The 21270-nt window shown below is 64.8% G+C and carries 18 protein-coding genes; 12 read left to right on the top strand and 6 right to left on the bottom strand.

Annotated elements, in window-relative coordinates:
- Positions 1-74: 74 nt before the first annotated feature.
- Genes BLT08_RS19605 through BLT08_RS19615 form a run of 3 tightly spaced genes read left to right on the top strand, consistent with a single transcriptional unit; the run spans position 75 to position 3084 of the window.
- Positions 75-1178 (top strand): Gfo/Idh/MocA family protein, encoded by a 1104-nt coding sequence (locus tag BLT08_RS19605; RefSeq protein ID WP_090311406.1) that lies wholly within the window; start codon positions 75-77, stop codon positions 1176-1178.
- Complete coding sequence (locus tag BLT08_RS19610) at positions 1175-2116, top strand: DUF362 domain-containing protein (RefSeq protein ID WP_090311408.1); 942 nt, start codon at positions 1175-1177, stop codon at positions 2114-2116. Before BLT08_RS19605 ends, BLT08_RS19610 begins: the two co-directional genes overlap by 4 nt.
- Positions 2113-3084 (top strand): NAD-dependent epimerase/dehydratase family protein, encoded by a 972-nt coding sequence (locus BLT08_RS19615; RefSeq protein WP_090311410.1) that lies wholly within the window; start codon positions 2113-2115, stop codon positions 3082-3084. Before BLT08_RS19610 ends, BLT08_RS19615 begins: the two co-directional genes overlap by 4 nt.
- Before the next feature lie 27 nt (positions 3085-3111).
- On the opposite strand, the gene BLT08_RS19620 is transcribed toward BLT08_RS19615, so the two are convergent.
- The 3 genes from BLT08_RS19620 to BLT08_RS19630 form a co-directional block, all read right to left on the bottom strand.
- On the bottom strand, positions 3112-3549 hold the full coding sequence (locus BLT08_RS19620; RefSeq protein WP_090311411.1) for a toxin-antitoxin system TumE family protein: 438 nt from the start codon (positions 3547-3549) through the stop codon (positions 3112-3114).
- Positions 3542-4135, bottom strand: coding sequence for a DUF7342 family protein (locus tag BLT08_RS19625; RefSeq protein ID WP_090311413.1), 594 nt, complete (start codon positions 4133-4135; stop codon positions 3542-3544). Before BLT08_RS19625 ends, BLT08_RS19620 begins: the two co-directional genes overlap by 8 nt.
- A gap of 83 nt (positions 4136-4218) precedes the next feature.
- Positions 4219-5184: a glycosyltransferase gene (locus tag BLT08_RS19630; protein ID WP_090311415.1), complete on the bottom strand. Its 966-nt coding sequence runs from the start codon at positions 5182-5184 to the stop codon at positions 4219-4221.
- 481 nt (positions 5185-5665) lie between these two features.
- On the opposite strand from BLT08_RS19630, the gene BLT08_RS19635 reads away from it, so the two are divergent.
- From BLT08_RS19635 to BLT08_RS19660, 6 genes are all read left to right on the top strand, one after another.
- Complete coding sequence (locus tag BLT08_RS19635; RefSeq protein ID WP_090311417.1) at positions 5666-6775, top strand: DUF354 domain-containing protein; 1110 nt, start codon at positions 5666-5668, stop codon at positions 6773-6775.
- Between the two features lie 150 nt (positions 6776-6925).
- Positions 6926-7177 carry a hypothetical protein gene (locus BLT08_RS19640; RefSeq protein WP_090311419.1) on the top strand — a complete coding sequence of 84 codons (252 nt, stop codon included), beginning with the start codon at positions 6926-6928 and terminating at the stop codon, positions 7175-7177.
- Between the two features lie 7 nt (positions 7178-7184).
- A complete protein-coding gene (locus BLT08_RS19645) occupies positions 7185-7565 on the top strand; it encodes a type II toxin-antitoxin system VapC family toxin (RefSeq protein ID WP_090311421.1) in 381 nt (126 codons plus the stop codon).
- Between the two features lie 277 nt (positions 7566-7842).
- Positions 7843-8268, top strand: a complete 426-nt coding sequence (locus tag BLT08_RS19650) for a universal stress protein (protein ID WP_090311423.1) — start codon at positions 7843-7845, stop codon at positions 8266-8268.
- 255 nt (positions 8269-8523) lie between these two features.
- Positions 8524-11733 carry a bacterio-opsin activator domain-containing protein gene (locus BLT08_RS19655; protein WP_090311425.1) on the top strand — a complete coding sequence of 1070 codons (3210 nt, stop codon included), beginning with the start codon at positions 8524-8526 and terminating at the stop codon, positions 11731-11733.
- A 272-nt stretch (positions 11734-12005) separates the two neighbouring features.
- On the top strand, positions 12006-12719 hold the full coding sequence (locus tag BLT08_RS19660) for a helix-turn-helix domain-containing protein (protein WP_245724285.1): 714 nt from the start codon (positions 12006-12008) through the stop codon (positions 12717-12719).
- A 201-nt stretch (positions 12720-12920) separates the two neighbouring features.
- On the opposite strand, the gene BLT08_RS19665 is transcribed toward BLT08_RS19660, so the two are convergent.
- On the bottom strand, positions 12921-13112 hold the full coding sequence (locus BLT08_RS19665; RefSeq protein ID WP_090311430.1) for a DUF5786 family protein: 192 nt from the start codon (positions 13110-13112) through the stop codon (positions 12921-12923).
- 248 nt (positions 13113-13360) lie between these two features.
- Positions 13361-15424 (bottom strand): cation:proton antiporter, encoded by a 2064-nt coding sequence (locus tag BLT08_RS19670; protein ID WP_090311432.1) that lies wholly within the window; start codon positions 15422-15424, stop codon positions 13361-13363.
- A gap of 853 nt (positions 15425-16277) precedes the next feature.
- Here BLT08_RS19670 and glmS point away from each other — a divergent pair.
- Positions 16278-18092 carry a glutamine--fructose-6-phosphate transaminase (isomerizing) gene (gene glmS / locus BLT08_RS19675; RefSeq protein WP_090311435.1) on the top strand — a complete coding sequence of 605 codons (1815 nt, stop codon included), beginning with the start codon at positions 16278-16280 and terminating at the stop codon, positions 18090-18092.
- 432 nt (positions 18093-18524) lie between these two features.
- Here glmS and glmU read toward each other — a convergent pair whose 3' ends face one another.
- Positions 18525-19706, bottom strand: coding sequence for a bifunctional sugar-1-phosphate nucleotidylyltransferase/acetyltransferase (gene glmU, locus BLT08_RS19685; protein WP_090311440.1), 1182 nt, complete (start codon positions 19704-19706; stop codon positions 18525-18527).
- A 391-nt stretch (positions 19707-20097) separates the two neighbouring features.
- Here glmU and BLT08_RS19690 point away from each other — a divergent pair, with 391 nt between their 5' ends.
- Both BLT08_RS19690 and BLT08_RS23175 read left to right on the top strand, forming a co-directional pair.
- The gene (locus BLT08_RS19690; protein ID WP_006090878.1) at positions 20098-20307 is read left to right on the top strand and encodes a DUF7563 family protein; all 210 of its coding nucleotides are present in this window, start codon (positions 20098-20100) and stop codon (positions 20305-20307) included.
- A 624-nt stretch (positions 20308-20931) separates the two neighbouring features.
- Positions 20932-21204, top strand: coding sequence for an ATP-binding protein (locus tag BLT08_RS23175; RefSeq protein WP_175529390.1), 273 nt, complete (start codon positions 20932-20934; stop codon positions 21202-21204).
- The last annotated feature ends 66 nt before the right edge of the window (positions 21205-21270 follow it).

Here is a 21270-nt window from a genome sequence, read left to right on the forward strand (position 1 = left end):
TGCAGGTGCTACCCGCCAGCTCTCGTCGGTATGGCGACGATAACAAAGCCCGCTGCTGGTCCGTTTTCGACCGAATGGCTCCACCCTTTCTCGACCGGTGGTCCGACTCGAGCGCGCTGCAACTCGGCGTTCTCGGTGTCGGAAACATCGGCATGGTACATCTGAAGTCCGCGCTCGCGATGCCCGGCGTCGACGTCGTCGCGGCCGCCGACGCGATGCCGGCGAACCGCGACAAGGCCGCTAGCGCCGGCGCGACCCGAACGTACGACGATTACACGACGCTGCTCGAACAGGAGGACCTCGACGCGGCGGTGGTCGCGTTGCCGCCGTTCCTCCACGCCGACGCGGTCGAGTGCGCCGCCGAGGCCGGCGTCGACGTCTTCGTCGAGAAACCGCTCGCTCGAACGGCCGCGGAGGCCGAGGCGATGATCGAGACCGCACGCGAGGCGAACATCGCGCTCGGCGTCGACCACACGCTCCGCTACCAGCCGGACATGACGGGCGTCAAGGAGGCGTACGACGAGGGCAGCGTCGGACACGTCCCCTACGCCTCGATCACGCGACTCAACGATCACCCGCTCGGAAAGCCGCCCGCCGACGAGGCCCCGCCGGCCTGGCCGATGGATCCCGACGCCGCCGGCGGCGGCTCGCTCATCGAACTCGGCGTCCACTGCTTCGATCTCCTCGAGTGGCTGTTCGGCGACCTCGAGGTCCAGGACGCGACGATGGGGAAAACGCTCAACATTCCGGCCGAGGACGCCGCGACGGTGTTACTTCGCGCGCCGGAGACGGAGACGACGATCAACCTCCACTGCGGGACCTACCAGTGGGAACAGCTCCCCGAGGTTAACACCCGACTCCGACTCGAGGGTGTCACGGGGACGATCAGTAACAAGGAGCACATGCCAGGAAACTTCTACGCGGGCGCGGCCAAGGCTGCACTCTCGAACGTCGCGAGTCGATTCACCGGCGGCGAGCCGGACGTCTTCGGGCCGACGTTCTACCTGCAGGCCCACTACGACGCGCTAGAAGACTTCTGCGACGCGGTTCGGAACGACGAAGAACCGCCGGTCGGCGGCGAACTCGGCCTGCGAACGCTCGAGTTGGCCGAAACCGCGTACGAACTCGCAGCCGAAGGCGACGGTGCGGAGCTCGAGCCGCCGGAGGTGATGACGTGAGCGTTCACGTCGCCGGTATCGACGCCGCAGACCGACGCGGCGGGTGGATCGCCGACACCGACGCGCGACTCGCGTCGTTCGAGTCGCCGGCTCGGTCCGTCCTCGAGCCCTACGTCAGTTCGCTCACCGCGGCGGATCGAATCACGATCGTCCCCGACGCTCACTACCCGTTCCACCCCTCCACGGGGATGGTCACCGACCCCGCCGTCGTCGGCTCGATCGCCGATCACCTCGCGGGCTGGACGGAGGCCGACGTCGCCGTCGCCGGAGCGAGCGACGACCGCATCGCGTTCGACCGGACCGCCGAGTATCTGAGCTACCCCGACATCGTCGAGCGCTTCGGCGCCGAGATCGTCGACCTCGCGGACGAGTCGCGGCGCAACAGCGTCGTCACCGTCGACGACGAGCAGGTGTCGGTCTCGGTACCGGAGCGACTCCTCGACAGCACCGTCGTGGTCGTCCCGACGCTGCGCCCGACCGAATCCGGCCCCGTCGCCGGCGGGATGCGAGCGCTCGGCCGGCTCGTCTCGAGTGCGGCCGACGCGGAGTCGACTGCGGTCGCGGCGACGCGAACGGTCGAACCCGCCCTTTCGGTGCTGGACGCGACGACCGCGTTCGCCGGCGATCCGATCGCGGCGGACACCCTGTTTGCCGGGCCGACACAGCAGGTCGACGCGCTCGCCTCGTCGTTACTCGAGCGATCCATCGATGAGGATCCGGTGCTCCGCGCGGCGTTCGGCGTGGAAGAGCCGTCGATCACGGTCGAAAACGCCGGCGGGTCCGGTCCCGACGTCGATCTCACGACGCTCAGACGCCGGCTCCCGAATGGGGCGCTCCCGCCGCGGGACGAGACGCATCCCGCCGTGACGCTCGCGTACCGACTCTACGCGCGGGTGGCCGGCGACGCCGTCCCGCCACAACTCGAGAGTGGACGATGACCGGGAAGCGAACCGCAGCCGTCACCGGCGCGACGGGCTTTCTCGGCTCGGCGCTCTGTGAGCGCCTGCTCGAGGAGGGCTGGGAGGTCCGCGGGCTCAGCCGCCCCACGTCGGATCGGCCGGATCTCGAGGAGATCGACTGGTACGTCGGCGATCTCTTCGACGACGAGACGCTGCGCGAACTGGTCGACGGCGCGGACACCGTCTTCCACCTCGCCGGCATCGGGCTCTGGAGCGCCGGCCCCGAGACCGTCCATCGGGTCAATGCTGACGGCACCGAGCGGGTCCTCGAGGCCTGCCGCGACAGCGACGTCGGCCGACTCGTCTTCACCAGCACGTCCGGCACGCGCCGACCGTCGGGCGACGACGACTTTGCCGACGAGACGGACGTCGCGGAGCCGATCGGCGCCTACCAGGAATCGAAGGCGGAGGCCGAGCGACTGGTCGACGAGTACGCCGTGACGGGTGGCGACGCCGTTACCGTTCACCCGACCTCGATCTTCGGTCCCGGCGACGAGGAGTTCACCGCCCAGTTGCTGGCGATGGGACTCGAGCCCACGATGCCGGCGTACCTGCCCGGCGGGCTGAGCATCGTCGGCGTCTCGGACGTCGTCGACGGCCTGCTCCTGGCCGACGAACGGGGAACCAGCGGCGAACACTACATCCTCGGCGGCGAGAACCTGACGTTCGATCAGGCGGTCTCCCGGATCGCCCACGCGACCGACGGCTCGCCGGCCCGGATTCCGGTCCCGGCGATGGCGATTCACGCGGCCGGGCCGGTCGCCGAAGCCGCCAGCGCCGTCGCCGACGTCCGCGTGTTCCCCTTCGACCGACAGATGGCCAAACTCGCGACCAAGCGGATGTTCTACACCTCGAGAAAGGCGGAGCGCGAACTCGGCTACGAGTACCAGCCGATCGAGGCCCACTTACCGGAGACGATGGCGTGGTATCGGGCGGACGTGCAGTAGCGTCGAACGTCGTTCTAAACCGGCTTCTCACGGCGGATTTTCGGTCGCGTTCAGGATCGACGGATCGTCCGCCTCGAGGGCGTTCCACCAGCACGCGAGTACGGCGAGCGTGACCAGTTCGGGCTCCTCGTGCGCGATGCACGACTCGCGATGAGCGGACGGGTTCTCGGGCGGGTGGAAGTGTTTCTCCGGATACCGCGACGTTGGACGGATCTCCCAGCCGAATCGGAACTCGAGGTCGCGCTCGCCGTAGTGGTACTTGTAGCCGTGGTTGGTCCACCACTGAACGTCGAACCGGCTGCTGTCCGCGTCGAATCCGGTGCCGATCGAGAGGCGTAACTCGACTGGGTCGATAGCGTTCGGCACGTACTCCGTGGCCGTCACCAGTCCGTCCAGCCGATCGCGGAAGACGCGTTCGACGGTTTGCAACGCATCCCAGTCGATCGGACCGCGTTCCTCAGGCATTCTTTTCGACGGCGCCGTCTTCACCGGTGCTCATCGCATCGACGAATCGCGTCTCCTTGAACGAGAGCGCCGTCTTCGCGAACGCGAGGTTTCGGCGCGTCGTCTTCCACCGCGAGCGGTCGTCCCATCCTGCCTCGTCGTCCGGCTCTAAACCGTCGACGAGCTCTTCCGGACTCGTCGCTCCGTACTCGTCTTCGAACTCCCGGACCCGCGTTTTCATCTCTCGGATTGAACGCTCGAGTTCCGTCCGCGAGTGCTCGTTAGCGAGCTGTTGGACGCGCTCGAGCCGTCGCTGATCGGGATCGCGTCGAAACTGCGTGGCGTTCCCGGTCTCGTTCGTCGACGCGCGTCCGGACTCGGCCAGGGCGAGGAGATGTTTTCGAGCGGTCGGCTCCGAGACGCGGGCTCGATTCGCAATCTCGCTCGCACTCTGCCACTCGGTCGTCCGCCCGAGCACCGCGTCGACGCGTTCGAACGCCGTCGTCGCGGCTTTCCACTCCCGTTCGGCGGCGTCGTTTACGTCACCCTGGGCGCCCGTCTCCGGAAACGGATCGACGTCGGACACCTGCGGGTCGCTCCGGTCCATACGAACCCCGACGCGCTGTGGAAAAATAGTTTTTGGGGCGGGAAATATACTTTGCCTACGTGGCGTCCGTCACCCTCGAGCGATCACTCGATCTGCGGCGCGTCCCGAACCTGTTGGGTCGTTTCCCCGGCGACCTGCTCGTAGATCTCGAGTATCTGCTCCGTCGTCCGTTCGATGCTCACCTCTTTTGCGGCCTCCCGACCGTTCGAGCGCTCGCCACGTTTGAGGACGTCCATCAGCCCCGTAATCAGTTCCTCGTCGCTGGTTCCGACCCACGACGGTTCGACGCGGGCCAACCGTTCCCGCACGTCGCCGACGTCGACGGCAACGACGGGCAGGTTGCAGGCCATCGCCTCCTTGACCGAGTTCGGCGATCCCTCGCTGTGGGAGGTCAACAGGAGGGCGTCCGCGGCGTTCATGTAGTCCGGCACGGTGTCGTGGTCGACGCCGTGGACGGTCCGGAGTTCGACCGGTCGGTCGAGTAAGTTGTCGGCCGCGGTGACGATCCGGCGCGCTCGCGGGTAGTTCTTCACCTCGCGTTCGGGCGGGTAGGGAAACAGCACCTGGTAAGCGTCGCCGGCGTCGTCCCAGCCGACCCTCTCGCGTGCGCGGTCCTGTGATCCCGGTTGGAACCGCTCGAGATCGACCCCGTCGGGGATCACCCGCGCATCGCGACCGAGTTCCTCGCGCATCTCCTCGGACATGACGACGACTTCCTCACACAGCGGCGCACAGAGGCTGCTGACGGGCTTGACGGGTCCGTGTACGTCCGAACCCCACAGCGACAGGACCACCGGCGTTCCGAGCTGGGCGAGCGCCATCGGAGCCATCAGCCCGTAGTGGGCGTGGATCAGATCGTAGCCGTTGCTCGACTCGCTGATGACCTTCGGGACGGTCCGAAGGTAGTCCGTCGGTCCGCGCGCGGTCGTCGCGTCCACGTCGCCGGAGACCGACACCGTCGTAAAAGAGACGCCGCGGCGCTCGAGTTCGGCCATCTGCTGGTTCATGAACGGTGCGTCCGCGCTGTTCGTGAGGGTGAGGACGTGCATTAGCCGGTTGATCGTCCGCTACCAGCGGGCGGCGTTTTGTTATAGAGCGAACAGCCTGCGAACGACGAGACGCAATCGGTGACTATCTTCGTTTCAGTTGCTGAGAACGGCGCCGTCAGAGGGCGATGCTCGAGTTTTTCTTCACGTACTCTTATACGTCGGCGGACACTCCGAACCGATCCGTTCGGTCGCTTCGATCGACCGGCACGTTGGTTACGTACCCGCTTGCTGTCCGCTGTATCGCTGCTGTCGCGTCGCTGGATCAACTCGCCGACGCGTGACTCGCTCGTCCCGGCGCCGGTATTCGGTGACTGAACCGCGTCCTGCTGTCGTCCGTCGGAAGTAGCGAATTTCTGATTTCCGTTTTCGGGTCGTTTCTCTCTCGTCGCGACCGCCGTCTATCGGCGCTGAATTTCTCCACAGGCGATCATATCGGGTAGCTGTACGATTACAAAGGTTCAGCCTCGGATACAGTCTGTTGATGCGGATCCTCGTCTTCGCCAATACGCCTGCACACGTCCACCTGTATCGACATACCGTCGACCGCCTCGAGGACGCGGGACACGACGTCCGCGTGCTGACGCGGGAGTACGCCTGTACCACGGACCTACTCGAGTTCTTCGACATGCCGTACCGGGTCTACGGCGGCCACGGGACCGACCGCTACTCGAAGCTCCGGTTCGCCCGCGAACTCGTCGGGCAGGTGGCGACGATCGGTCGCGAGGCCCGTCGGTTCGATCCGGACGTCGTCTTCGGCCGCGGGCCGTACGCGGCCTACGCGGGCACGCTCACGCGCACGCCGGTCGTCCTCGTCCTCGACGACGAGCCGGGCGACTTCAACTACGCCGTTTCGCGCCCCTTCGCCGACTGCATTCTCTCGCCGGCGGTCACCCGCCGGGACCTCGGCGACGCCCACTACACCTTCGAGGGGTTCAAGGAGTGCGCCTATCTCCACCCCGACGTCTTCGAGCGCGACGAGGGCGTCCGCGAGTATCTCGGCGTCGAGTCGGACGAACCGTACGTGCTCGTCCGGTTCAACGCGCTCGACGCGCTTCACGACGCCACCCTCGAGGGATTCAGACCGGAGCAGCGCCGCGACCTGATCGAACGGCTGAGTGAGCACGCGACCGTCTTCGTCTCGGACGAGGGAGACGACATGGACCTCACGGACCTGCCCGCTCGGTCGTACGATCTTCACCCGGCGCTGATTCACGACGCGATGGCCGAAGCGTCGCTGCTCGTCGCAGATACGGGGACGATGGCCACCGAGGCAGCGCTGCTGGGAACGCCCGCCTTCCGGTATCGCGGCACCGACGATCACGAGTACGGCGAGTTCCAGGAACTCGAGCGTGCCGGCCTCGCCGAACAGTTCGACGAGTACGAGACGGTTCGCGAGCGCTCGCTCGAGGTCGTCACGGACGACGACGCCGCGGCTCGTTGGCAGCGCCGACGCGAGGAGTACGTCGCGGACCTGGTGAACCTTTCCGATCTGCTGGTTGAAGTTGCGGAGTCCCGCGGCGCCGTCGATCGGCTCAGTTCGTCGATTCGGGGATCGTTGCAGGCGAAAGGACGCGAGCAGCCCCAACTATAACGGCTGTCTGTTGCCGACCTCGTAGAACTTCGTTCCGTCCACTCACGAAAGACGTGTAGCGCCTTTCGAAACCGTGCGGCGACGGGAAGAGGGAGAACATCGGTGCCTGTGGGAATATTTTTGATTGCTCCCACAGTAGTAGTGAGTACAATGAGCAAAACGGCTGAGGCTGACGATAGAGGCCGAATCGTCATCCCACACGAGATTCGGGAAAAACACGGTGATCGATATCGTGTCGTCGAACTCAAAAACCGGGTCGAGCTGATCCCGCTCGAAGATGATCCGATCGAGGGGCTCCGGGATGCCGTCGGTGACGCGTTCGACGACAAATCGATCGAGGAAATCAAGCGCGAGTCGCGCGAGACCGCTCGAGAAAACGCTATCGACGACGTAACTGAGTGAGATCGCGATGATCTACGCTGATACGGATTTCTTTATCGCGCTGGTGAAAGACGACGATTGGCTCCAGTGCAGCGCGGCCGAGATCGCGCTCGAGAACGAGGGAGAAATCTACACTTCTCGGGCAACGTTGCTCGAACTGCTGATGATTTCGAATCGGTTCGAGTTCGATCGGATGGAGGCGCTCGCCTACGCACTCGAACTCGCAGCGGTCCCCGAAGACGAAGACGTTCTGTTTCAGGCAGCGGACTACATGGAACAGGACGGACTCACCGCGTTCGATGCATACCACGCCGCCTACGCGGACGAAGACCCGATCGTTTCGTCGGACAAATCGTTCGACGATATTACGGACGATCGTATCGCAATCGAAGAGCATAGCGCGGAGTAATCGAAACTCGAACGAGGTCGATCGTTCGTGCGCCGCTGTCCCTTTCGGTGTTTCGAGAGGTCCCCGCCCGAACGTGGCGATTCGCCGAACGTTGCTCTCGGCCGTCCCGCAAATTTCGACCTCGTTTTCCTCGCACGTCCCCGCCTCGAGCGACCGTCCACCGCGACACTGACTCCGTCGATTCCCTCGCCACTCGAGTCCCCCTCTCGACTGTTGGATAGATTCCCGGCAACGGCAAGTGCGATATGTTTCCGTCCGTCCGGTGAACGTTCAGGTCATGTATCAGGATCTGTTGCTCGCGACCGACGGCAGCGACGGCGCTCGACAGGCGACCGAGCACGCGATCGAACTGGCCGACCGTCTCGGGGCCACGCTCCACATCGTCTCGGTGTCGGAGGACGGCCCGCACAGTAGCGAAAAACAGGACGCGATGCGCTCGGACCCCGAGGGCGAGGCCGCGGAGGCCCTAGAGGAGGCCGAACGGGCCGCGGCCCAGCGCGACCTCGAGGTGACGACGACGGTCCGTCACGGCGTCCCCCAGGAGGAGATCGTCGACGTCGCCGAGGTGAACGCGATCGATATGATCGTCGTGGGAACCGAGGGTCGAACTGGACTCGATCATCTGGTCGTCGGCAGCGTCGCCGAGGAGATCGTCCGAAACGCGCCGGTTCCGGTCGTCACGGTCCGCGATCAGACGGAGTAAGGCTCGATCGCCCCGTCGGGCGTCTCCGCCGGACGACGGACGAACCGCCACGCTCCCGAAGCCCCGCCCTAATCAATCACTAGCGTCCGATACGCGATCGATAATTAACCGCCGAGCGACCGATAGCCGTCCTATCGTGTTCCGTCGGTTCACGACGACCCACCGTCGGCCGGCGACCGGTCGACTTCGTCATCGCTCGTCGTCCATCTCCCGGCTCGCATCCGCGACTTCGTCCCGTGTGGAGGTGGATCTCCGGTGAGCGACGGTGCTACAGCCGTCGTCGGCGACGTCCTCCGGGTGCTCGTGGTCGGCGACTCGCGGCCGGTCGACGCGGCGATGGACGCGCTCTCCTCGCAGTTCGACTCGATCTCGCTCGTCAGGGAGCGCTCGGTCTCGAGCGGGCTCGACCGGCTGACGCACCTCGATATTCACTGCGTCGTCGCTCCGCTCGAGAGCGGTTCGAACGGGGTAGCGATCGAGAAAATTCGCAACAGGGACAGCGAGCTGCCGGTCATCGCGGTCATCGAGGCGGGAGAGACCGATACCGACGCGATCGAGCGCGCACTCGAGGCGGGCGCCATCGACGTCTTCGACGCCGATGACCCCCAGTCGCTCGTCGCCGCCCGCGTCAGGAACGCAGCCGAGCGTTACCGGCTCGAGACCGCGTCCGTCCGCCGCGATCGATCGATCCTCGAGCGCTCGGAGGCGCTCGTCTGGGTGGTCGACGAGTCGGCGACGATCGAGTACACCAGCGCGGCCGTCGAGCCGCGGCTAGGGTACACGCCGGCCGAACTCGAGCGAACGCCGCTCACCCAACTCGTCCATCCGGACGACCGCGAGACGCTCACCGAGGTGTTCGAGGCAGTCTCGGCGGCCCCGTTCGGAACGACCGACCGCGTCGCCGTTCGGATCGGTCACGTCGACGGCACCTGGCACGCCTACGAGCTGACGTGCAGCAATCGCCTCGCGGATCCGCTGGTCGGCGGCGTCGTGCTGACGCTTTCGGAGACCTCGGCCGCCGACGTCGGGGCCGACAGCGGTGTTCGGCCGGCGCTCGAGCGCCTCGCGGAGCCGCTGTTCGCGCTCGGACCACAGTGGGAGCTTCGGTACGCGAACGCGGCCGCCGAACAGCTGTTCGACGCGGACGGTTCTTCGTCGCCCGGGACCGTCGTCTGGGATCTCCTCGACGAGCGCGTTCGGGGGGTGTTCTACGAGCGCTTCCTCGAGGCCGCCGCGTCGGAGTCGGCCGTCGAGTTCGAGACTCCGTACCCGTCGCTCGAGACGCGGCTCGCGGTCTCAGTCTACCCCGGCGACGACGGTGTCACGGTGTACGCGCGCGAGGCACCCGATCCCGGAGCCGCCGCTATCGACAGAGAGCGATTCGATCTGCTCGAGTCGGTCGTCGACGGACTCGACGACGGGGTCGCCGTCCTCGAGAAATCGACGATTCGGTTCGCCAACGCGGCGCTGCTCGAGGCCACCGGTGCGGCGACGCTCGTCGGTCGGGAACTGGACGACGTTTTCGACGACGACCTCGCGGCGACGATTCGGGAGCGTGCCCGTTCGTCGGTCGTCCGGTGGATGGAGCCCGTCACTGGGACGATCACGGCCGCTGACGAGCCGCGAGCCGTCGACGTCTTCGTCACCCCGCTGCCGGACGACGACCGAACGCTCTGCGTCGTCCGAGACAGGGACCGATCCGCTGCCGGCGCGCTGTCGGCGATCGACCGATCGATCGCGACGATGGCCGACGCCGAGAGCCGTCCCGCTGTTCGGCAGGCAGCCGTCGACGCGGTCCTCGCGTATACCGGCGCCGACCTCGCGGGCTGGTACCGCCTCGAGGACGATCTGTTCAGGCCGGCAGCAGTCGCGACGACGGCCGCGAGTTCGTCGGTCGAACTCCCGCCGATCGGTCGCGACCTGATCGACCGAATCGATCCGGCAGACGGGACGGACGCCGACGCGGACGCGAACGGGGAGCGCGTGACGACCGTTCTCGACCGATCTGAACTCGAGTCGCTCTTCGCGAAGACGGGAATTCGTGCCGAGCGAATCCTCGCGATTCCGATCGACGGTCGTGGCGTCGTCCTCGCCACCAGCACCGATCCGATGGCCTTCGAAGGGGACGGTCGAACGCCGCTCGCGGTCGTTTCGCGGGCGGCGTCGATCACGCTCGAGTCGCTCGAACGCGGCTCGACAGTTCGGTCGTCTCGAGCGGAACTCGAGCGCCTCGAGGGCGTCGTGGCTCGCTGCCGGCGCTTACGAGAGATCGAGCGAACGGTACTCGATAGCGAGACCCGCAGCGAGATCGAGCAGTCGCTCTGTGACGCGCTGGTCTCGCTTCCGTTCGCGGAGACGCCGGAATCGATCGACCTGGCCTGGATCGGTCACGTCGATACCGGCTCCGAACGGATCACGCCGGATACGTGGGCGGGTGAGAACGGCGCGTACCTCGAGTCGGTCTCGGTGTCGATGGCGGCCGCGGAGCCGGACCATCCGACGGCGGTGGCGGCCGCGACGCTCGAACCGGCGACCGTCGCCGATATCGGCGACGAGGACACCGCACGGAACGGTCCGGAGTGGCGTCGACGGGCGATCGAGCGTGGCTTTCGGTCCGTACTGGCCGTCCCGCTCGTGACCGACGAGTTCTGTTACGGCATACTCACCGTGTTCGCCGACCGGCCGTCCGCGTTCGACGACGTCACGCGGGAGATCTGTACCCATCTCGCGACGGTCGCCAGCCACGCGATCTCGGCCGCCGAACGGAAACGGGCGCTACTGGCCGAGCGACTGACCGAACTCGAACTCCTCCTCCGAGAGGACGACGAGCCCCTGTCTGCGATCGCCCATCGACTCGATCGACGGCTCGACGTGCAGGCGGTGATTCCTCGGTCGTCGGGCGGATCGACGCTGTACTGCACCGTCCCGGCGACCGACGAGGAGTCGATTCGGGCGGCCGCCGCCGACGTCTCAGGGGTCGAATCCGGGCGACTCGTCGGCGACCGGGCCGAGGAGTCGCTCCTCGAGTTCGTCCTCACGGCGCCGTCTGTCGCGGAGCCGTTCGCGAACCACGGCGGGACGTTGCGGTCGGTTCTCCCGGTCGACGATCGGACCCGGCTCGTGGTCGAACTTCCCAGCACCGTCGACGTTCGCTCGTTCGTCAGCATGGTCGAGCGGCGGTACGCCGGGGCGGAACTGGTCGCCCGACGTGAGCGCGACCGATCCACCCGTTCCGCTCGCCCGTTCGACGCCGAACTCCGTAACCGGCTCTCGGAGCGCCAGCTCCGGACCCTCGAGACGGCCTACTACAGCGGCTTCTTCGAGTGGCCCCGCGAGAGCACCGGGGAGGCGGTGGCCGAATCGCTGGGCGTCTCACAGCCGACGTTCAGCCGCCATCTCCGACTCGCCCAGGACAAGCTGTTCGCGCTGCTGTTCGACGAGCGCGACGGTGACGACGAGGGGTAATCTCGCTCGCTCGAGCCGACGGTACGAACGCGATTTCGCCCGCTCGCGCCGAGTAGTGGCTGATTACCACGCTGGGCCGTCGGCGAATACGTGTGTAAGGAGGTGTTTCTATCGGTGGTAAACACTCTGGATGAACGACGCGTGAATAGGTATAGCGTCTCGGTGGCGCGTCGATTTCCTATATAGCGTCTACCACCATGTACTCGCGGTCGAATTTGGCATTCAATGAGCGAGTTCGTGGTAACGAGGAATTACAGCCGCCATCTACCCGGATGGGGGATTCACCTGTGAGCATCGAGAGTACGGAGTTCGAACACGAGCGGACCGGCGTCCGCTCGCAAGCCGACGGGGGGATCGTCACCCAGCTCCGTCTCGATCACTCGTCGCTGTTCCTGCGTCCGACGCTTCGTCGCGCGCCCGATGTCACCGTCGAACCGGAGTACTGGACGACCGTCGGAACGGGTCGAACCCTCGTCTTCTGTAGCGTCTTCGGCGACTCGTTCGACGGCTTCGAGAGCGCCCTCGAGATTGACCCGACGATCAGCGAGCCGATTCTCGCCGACCGCTACCCCGACCGACGCGTCTACCGCGTCGAACTCACCAGCCGAGCGATACCCTTCATCGCCCAGACGGCGGAGTCCGACGGTCGACTACTCGAACTCTCGAGTTCGCGCGACGGCTGGCTCGTCCAGCTTCAGTTCCCCAGTCGGGACAATCTCGTCGCGTTCAACGACTACTGCCGCGAGCACGACATCTCGGTGACGGTCGATCACCTGCGCGTGTCGGACGACGAGGACGACGGCGTCGTCGCCCTGACGGAGAAACAGCAGGAACTGCTCGCGGTCGCCTACGAGGAGGGGTACTTCGACGTTCCTCGCGGGATTTCTCAGGACGAACTGGCCGATCGGCTCGGCGTTTCGAAGTCGGCCGTCTCCCAGCGACTTCGTCGAGCGATCGGCGAACTCTGCGCGTCGAAACTGTGCTGAGCGTCGCAGTTCGGCGGTAGTTCGACTCCCCCGTTGATTGTCAGCCCGACTCTGCGTTCGTCGACTATCGGTTCGACTCTGCGTCGGTTTGGTTCGTACGTAAAAAGATCGAGATGCATCGGTACGGACCGCTCGAGCCGTTTTGCGGACGGCGTCGAATCCGGTTCGCGGACGGCTACGCATCCGTCCGCTGCCGGCCGGTTACTCGTCTTCCTCGTCCGGGTCGTCTTTCATCGCGTCGAGCTGGGAGACGAGCTCGTCGGTCGAGGCGTCGGACTCGAACGACATTTTCCCGTCGTGATCGTTCTCGTGAACGTTGACGGCTTCTACGTCGTCTTCGTCGTCGGCCGTCTGCTGCTGTTGTTCGGATTCGTCGTAGCTACCAAAACCCATACCCTAGCTCTCTCAGTGACTGTCAAAGGTGTGCCGGTTCGCTGGCCGTTTTCCGACATATTGTCTTCGAATTTGATATATGCGTCTCGGCCCGAGCCGACGTCGTTTCCGGACCCACCCCCGAGGTCGTTCCCGCGTGCGGTCTGGACCGGAACCGTGGTGTGTTCGAGTCCGGAATCGATTCGCGTCTCGACGAAAACCGATCAGATTCGAAGCCAATCCGACCGCTTCGTTCCTCGGACTGGCTGTCACTTCAGCCGCAGGTACTGTCGATCGTACTCCGGTTCGCCCTGGCGCGGGTGAATGGTGATGAACGACTCCGGCGGCATCTCGGCCAGTCGGGCCGGCAGGTCCTCGAGTTCGTTGTGCCAGCCGACGTCGCCGCGACGCGGCGAGATGGTCACGATGAGGTCGTCGTCCTCGGATTCGCTCTCGAGCGTCGGGAGGAGGTCGCCCCAGTCGCGGAGCTCGCTGAACTCGGCCGTGGCGTCCTCTTCGACGAGTTCGAACAGCTGCTCGAACTGGTGGGCGGAGCCCTCGACGACGATCACGTGAAGCTCTGCGCCCAGGCTCGCGGCGATCCGTTTGACGATGTGGACGGCCTCGTAGAACCCCTCGTGGTGGTCGGCGCCGATCGGGACGACGACGAAGATCCGTTTGGTCGTGTTGATCGGGTGGCCCAGCCGGGAGATCAGGACGGGCAGGGTGGTCCGTTTGAGCACCTGATCGATGATGCTCCCAAAGATTCGGTGCCGGAACGTCGAGGCGGCGTCCCAACCCATGATGATCTGGTTCGCTTCGATCTCGACCGATCCCTGTACGATTCCGGAGGCGACGTTGTGGTTGACGCGCGTCTCGGTCTCGATGGGGACCTCGGCCGCACTTCCCACGGCGGCGAGCTCCTCGAGTTCGTCGTTGACCCTCGCGACTTCGGTTTCGGTCGTCCGATCGTCGCTGGGCTGGACCACCGTCATCACGTGCACCGGGCTGGAGCCGCGCTCGCCTTTGATCACGAACGCGAGCTCGAGCAGTCGTTGCTGGAGCTCGGCGTTGCGAGACAGCGGGAGCAGGATGTTGGGATCCTTCGCGCTGTCGTCGCCCTCGCCGACCTCGCGCTCGAGGGCGAGGCTCGTCGCGGCCCGTTCGGTCAGCCACGGACTGATCAGGGCCGTGATGAGCAACATCAGGACGACGGCGTTGAGCACTTCGGAGCCGAACAGCCCGGCTTCGAACCCGATGAGCGTGATCGCCAGCGCGGCGGCGGCCTGTCCGACCGAAAGCCCGAAGATGACGTTTCGCTCGTTGGGTGTGTATCCCTGGATCGTGGCGACGAGCCAGGCTGCGCCGCCTTTCGTGACCACCATGACGACGACGATGAGCGCGGTGATCTGTAGCGTCTCCGGCCCGTCGAGAATAACGCTCGGGTCGACGAGCATGCCGACGTGCAACAGGAAGAAGGGGATGAAGAAGGCGTTCCCGACGAACTCGACGCGGTTCATCAGCGTGCCGCCCTCCGGAATGAGCTGATTGAGCGCGATTCCGGCGACGAACGCGCCGAGGATGGGCGCGAGTTCGAGGATCTCGGCGAGACTGGCCGCGGCGAAGATCGCGACCATGACGAACAGGAACTCGAAGTAGCTCTCCTCGCTGAAACTCTGGAAGAACCACCGCGAGATCGGCGGGATGACGAACCAGGCGGCCCCGAAGAGCACGACGAGCGCGAAGAACACCTGCGCGAACAGCCAGGCGGTGAGTTCGCCCTCGACGGCTCCGGTGACGATCGCGAGCACGACGAGCGCGAGCGTGTCGGTGAAGAGAATCCCGCCGAAGACGGCCGTGACGGCCCGATTCTTCGTCACGCCGAGGCGGTTGACGACCGGGTAGGCGAGCAGCGTGTGCGAGGCGAACACCGACGAGAGCAACAGTGCGGCCCACAGGTTATCGGGGAAGAGGAGGGTGTACGTCGCGACGGTACCGATAATAAACGGGATGAAAAAGCTCGCCAGTCCGAACAGGGCGGCGTTCTCCGGAGCCTCCTTGAACCCCTGGATGTCGAGTTCGAGACCGACGGTAAACAGCAGATAGATCAGTCCGACTTCGCCGAGCAACTCGATCGCGTCCGAGTGCTCGACGAGTTCGAGCGCGCCCGGTCCGACGGCTGCGCCGAAGATGACGATGCCGACGATTCCGGGCTGGCCGAGCCGTTTGACCAGCAGTGGGCCGACGAGAAAGATCGCCATCGCGATCGTAAAGACCAGCACCGGCTGATCGAGCGGGAGACCGAGCGCGTCGACGACGAGTGGCGTGTTCATCGATGGTTCGAGAGTTCGTATTCACGGATTTGAGTCCGCCTGCATCGAGGTGGCGCCGACGGCGTGTCGGGCGACGGTTCCGGCAAACGATGCGCCTTTCGTGTGGTTTCGGCTCGGAGCAGCGTAATCGTCGCGAGAAAATGGCCGGATAGGTAATAAAATGTCCTACTTGGGACGACGGATACGGATAAGCGTTCAATTTGTTCCCGGATCGGGGACGCGAAACTGCCTCAGTGAGTGGTTTCTACGGCATTTTCTACGATCAATTCACGTTTGTTCGGCTCGACGTGGGTCGTCGTCTACTTGTGCTATTGCTAGACAATATCGAGACCAAAGCTGGCACGATTTTTCTCTCCATACTGTGTTGTTTGGCCATCGATACCGTTTCGTCGCTCGTTCATACTCGAGTACTGTGGCGCTGTTCGCTTGACATACTGGTTCTCGGAGGGGGCATCGAACGAACTATCTTCGTACTGATACCGAGAACTGGACGAATATTTCAAAAATCACTTCGAGCACGTTAGTGTATCGAGAACTGACTTCTGGGGGTGGATATCCGTCACTGGCCGTTACCCCCTCGCTACTGGGACTAGTAGCCCGTCTATAGTAATGGGTGCTGGTGGGTAGGTCTGTATCATGTCCGTGCACCGTCCCCGCTCTCGAATAGTCTTCGTGGACGAACGACTCCCGATGACACGATCACGATTGTCACGGGCGGGCGCTCGAGCGCCCGCCAGCGTTCGTCCGCTGTCAACGCGTGCAGACCGAACCGTCGTCCCGTCTACTGTGCAAACCGAACCGTCGTCCGAGGGAGCGGCTCTCCCCGGGCAGCCGTCCGAATGGTGAGTTTCTAATGTGTGGAATAATCGGCCGAGTCGGAGATGGAAACGCGCTCGAACCGCTGTTGACCGGGCTCGAGAACCTCGAGTACCGCGGCTACGATTCAGCCGGGATCGCCGTCCAGAACGGTGCCGGTATCGACGTCCAGAAGCGGTCGGGGAAGGTCGACGAACTGCGAGAATCGATCGGTGATACGGTGCTCGAGGGCGAGGTCGGTATCGGCCACACGCGCTGGAGTACGCACGGCCCGCCGACCGACGAGAACGCCCATCCCCACACGGACGAGACGAAAGACGTCGCCGTCGTCCACAACGGGATCATCGAGAACTACGCTGAACTCAAATCGGAGCTGTCCGACTACGGGCACACGTTCACCAGCGACACCGACACCGAGGTCATTCCGCATCTCATCCAGTTCTATCTCGACGAGGGTATGGACAACGAGGCGGCGTTCCGCCGAGCGATCGACGAACTCGAGGGGAGCTACGCCGTCACGGCCATGCTCTCCGGCGAGCACGTCCTCTACGCCGCCCGGCAGGGCTCGCCGCTGGTCGTCGGTATCGAAGACGGCGAGTACTTCCTCGCCAGCGACGTCCCGGCGTTCCTCGAGTACACCGACAGCGTGGTCTACCTCGAGGACGGCGACGTCGTCATCGTCGACGACGACGGCGTCGAGTACACCGACCTCGAGGGTAATCCCGTCACGCGCGAGCCCGAGACGGTCGAGTGGGACCCCGAGCAGGCTGGGAAAGGCGAGTACGACCACTTCATGCTCAAGGAAATCTACGAGCAGCCGACCGCGCTGGCCCAGGCGCTCGAGGGGCGAATCGATCCCGAAAACGGACGGATAGCCCTCGAGAACTTCGAGCCGGGGACCTTCGCGGATATCAGCAGCGTCCAGTTCGTCGCCTGCGGGACGTCCTACCACGCGGCGCTGTACGGCTCGCTCGCGCTGAAACAGGCCGGCGTGCAGTCGACGGCGCTGCTCGCCAACGAGTACAGCGTCTCCGCGCCGCCGATCGGCGACGACACGTTGGTCGTCGCGGTCACCCAGAGCGGCGAGACGGCGGACACGCTGAACGCGATGCGACACGCGAAAGCCGAGGGTGCGTCGACGGTCACCGTCACGAACGTCGTCGGCTCGACGGCCGCCCGCGAGGCCGACGAAGCGCTGTTCATCCGCGCCGGCCCGGAGATCGGCGTCGCCGCCACGAAGACGTTCTCCTCGCAGGCCGTCATGCTCACGCTGCTCGGGCAGCGTATCGCCGCGGACCTGCAGGGAGAGGTGCCCGCGAACCTCGAGTCGCTCCTGCCGGAACTCGAGGCGATGCCCGATTCGCTCGAGGCGTTGCTCGAACAGTCCGACGCGGAAGCCATCGCCGAACGGTATGAGAACAGTCAGTCGTACTTCTTCATCGGCCGCGGACTCGGCTTCCCGGTCGCGCTCGAGGGCGCGCTGAAGTTCAAGGAGATCACCTACGAGCACGCCGAAGGCTTCGCCTCGGGCGAGCTCAAACACGGACCGCTCGCCCTGGTGACGCCCGATACACCGGTGTTCGCGGTCTTCAACGGGGTCGAAGACGAGAAGACGCTCAAGAACGCCGAGGAGGCCCAGACTCGCGGCGCACCCGTCGTCGCGGTCTGTCCGGACGGGCATCGAGCCGTCGACATCGCCGACGCACACCTCGCGATTCCCGAAACCGAACCCGATCTCGCGGGACTGCTCGCGAACGTCCAGCTCCAGCTCGTCTCCTACTACGCGGCCGATCTCTTAGACCGGCCGATCGACAAGCCGCGGAACTTAGCGAAGAGCGTCACGGTCGAGTAAGCGCTCGAAAATCGGGTCTGATGGCCTGTGCGGTCGCTGCTTTTTTCATCCGGCGTTTGCGGACGAATGCGTTTTCTCACGGCTGGCGTCCGTATCGAGAAGGAGCGGTCGCGTCGCCTGCTCGACCGCTCCGATCACATCGCTCGACGCACGGTGTGCAGTGATGTCGACGGAAACGAGTACGAGTCGTCGACGCCGCCGGAACCGAAACCACCCCCATAGTCTCGGGTCCACACGGCCTCTTCGGGCACCGACCCGTGACCCGCACTCGGTCGAGTCGGAACCGTCCTGGAGGGTACCTCGGTCGTATCGTCGTTCGACCCCTCCACGTGTGATAGCAATTCGCAATCTGATAAAGCTCATACTTGCGATGGACGGTTCGATCGAGTGCCGTGCTCTCCGTCTACATCGGCGAAAACAGCCGGTCTCGAGCTATCGATCCCGCTCGACGGTTTCTCCGGGTCGCGTCGTCGCGCCGCTCGTCAGTTTGACTCCCGGCGTCAGGCTGGTATCGATCCCCGTCTTCGCGCCGTCGCCGGCCACGACACCGAACCGCCGTCGGCCGGTCGAGATCACTTCGCCTTTGACGGTTACCTCGACGTCCGCACCATCGTGACGGCGGTTCTCGACGCTCGTTCCCGCGCCGACGGTGACGTTACGGCCGAGGATGCTGTCGGCGACGGACGAGCGGTGATCGATCGACGTCCCACGCGAGATCACGCTGTTTTCGACCTCGGCTCCGTCGCCGACCGACACGCCCTCGCCGATCAGGGTCGCCCCGCGGACGGACGCGTTCGTCCCGACGGTCGCGCCCGAGCGGATCAGCACCGGTCCGTCGATGACGGCTCCGGGTTTCACCGTCGCACCCGACTCGACGACGATGTCACCCGAGAGGTGGGCGCTGTCGCTCACGTCGCCGTCGATCCGGCGCTCGAGCGCCGCGAGTTTCCACTCGTTGGCCTCGAGCAGTTCCCAGGGTCGGCCGACGTCGAGCCAACGCTCGAGAGTGACCGGCGTCACCGCGAACCGGTCGACGACCGAGGCGAGCACGTCGGTGATCTCGTGTTCACCGCGGTCGCTTTCGGGGACCTCGAGCCACTTCTGTGCCGCTTCGGGGAAGGCGTAGGCCCCAGCGTTGGCGAGGTTCGTCGGCGGATCGGTCGGTTTCTCGACGATGTCGACGACGGTGCCATCGTCGGTACTGAGAACACCGTAGTTACGGGGATCGTCGACCACGACCGCGCAGACGGCCGGACAGGTATCGAAGAGTCGATCGATCGCCGCGGGATCGTAGAGATTGTCGCCGTTGAGGACGGCGAACGGCCCGTCGAGATGCTTGCGTGCGGTGTCGACGGCGTGGGCCGTGCCGGCCTGTTCGGTCTGGACGGCGTAGCTGACGGGGACGCCGCGATACGCCGAACCGAAATAGTCGCGGACGGTCTCGGCTTCGTAGCCGACGACGAGAACGATCTCGTCCGCGCCGGCGTCGACGGCGGCGTCGACTGTGTGGGCGGCGAGCGGTCTATCGGCGACGGGCAACATGGGTTTCGGCAGTGCCGCGGAGAGCGGCCTGATCCGCGTTCCTTCGCCCGCGGTAAGCACAACGGCTTGCATGTCGTCTTCCTACCTCGATTTCGTGGATAATTATACGGCTGCTACTGCCCTCACCCGTTTTCCCGGGTGGAATCGGTCTATTACCGCCTGGAAATCCCCTTCGTCCCGTCGTCTCGAGGACGTCCGTTCCGAGCGCTTGCGGCGAGTCGGTCGTCTCGTTGGTCCCGTTGATTCTGCGAGCGGGTTACACCCCGCCCAGCGGCGGTCACCACCCGATAAAACGGTCCATTACTGGATAGAAATATTGAATTTCTGCCGAGTGAGGGTGTGACACTGCCGTTCTCCGAACAGTCTTCGTTCGATGAATAATCCGGCTGGATTCAGCGTGACCGTGCCCGACACGGAATTATGCTGTCTATAGTAAATACCGTTCTGTGGCTACGAGTTGTTGATGTCGACGGAACCAACCGACACGAAGTGGACGCCGATGACGTCCGGCCAGCAAACGACTGCCCCCCGTTGTGTCAACTGTGGAAACCAGGTCACCCGGCAGTTCGCTCGCGTCTTCGGGGACAATCGCGACGTCGTCCACGCCTGTCCCGACTGCGCGACGTACCGTGAGATGAAAACGTCCGATTTCATTCCGAAGGAACAGCGATAACGGTTTCTTGTAGACGTCTCGTTCGTCCGCGTGTCGTCGTCGATCAGTACGCGGGGCGGTCGCTTCTCTCGCCGCTACCGACGGTCGATATCCACTCGAGCGGTCGACGGCCGTTCGATAGCGGCTCGCCCGAGTACCGTTCCGTCTCTCGTGGCGCCCATCGATCCGTCGGCGGATTCCCTACTTCCACTTGCTTGCGTCGGTCGCAACTGACTGTTCTATGCAGTTCCTAGACGGTTACGTTGCCATCGACACGGGGCTGCATGTGTCGGGTGTGAACCGCCAGCCGATCGCCTCGTTGACTGTATCGTCCGTGGCGGCCTACAGACTCCCGTGTCCGTTCCGCATCGGATTGCTCCGACGAGCGACGACAGTCGGACGGTACGGCTTGAACACCGGTTACGACGCCGTTAGTGTCTCCCTATATTTTTGAACTGTCGTCAGCGTATATACGACCCACTCGCGTTGGACGCATACGAGAATGCATTCAGCGTCACCGTCTCACAGCCGATGGTCTGCTTCGGCCTGCCCAACCACGTTCGAACGAACGCGAAACGCGTCGCCTCCAGACGAACAGCGCGGCGGCGCAGCACGAACCGCCCACGCCGACACGCGGGGGCTGCGATGAGCGCGACCGAACCCGACGCCGAGGTCGATGCGGACGACGTCGACGCGGACGCCGTCGGGTCGCTAACCGAACTCCCGCCGAGTTCGAAACTCGTCTACAAGGTTCTCGAGTACGAGGGGTCGATGACCCAGGAGGAGATCGCCGGCGAGTCGAGGCTCTGTTCGCGCACCGTCCGGTACGCGCTCGGAAAACTCGAGGACGAGGAGTTGGTCACCAGTCGTGTCTATCTCGAAGACGCACGACAGTCGAAGTATCGGATCGTCGAGTAACTCACTTCCTGAGTCGTCGACTGTCCGACAGTCGACTGGCGACGGGGTCGCCGGGCCGCCACCGCG

The sequence above is a fragment of the Natronorubrum texcoconense genome (genome assembly GCF_900100335.1).
Classification (GTDB): Archaea; Halobacteriota; Halobacteria; order Halobacteriales; family Natrialbaceae; genus Natronorubrum; species Natronorubrum texcoconense.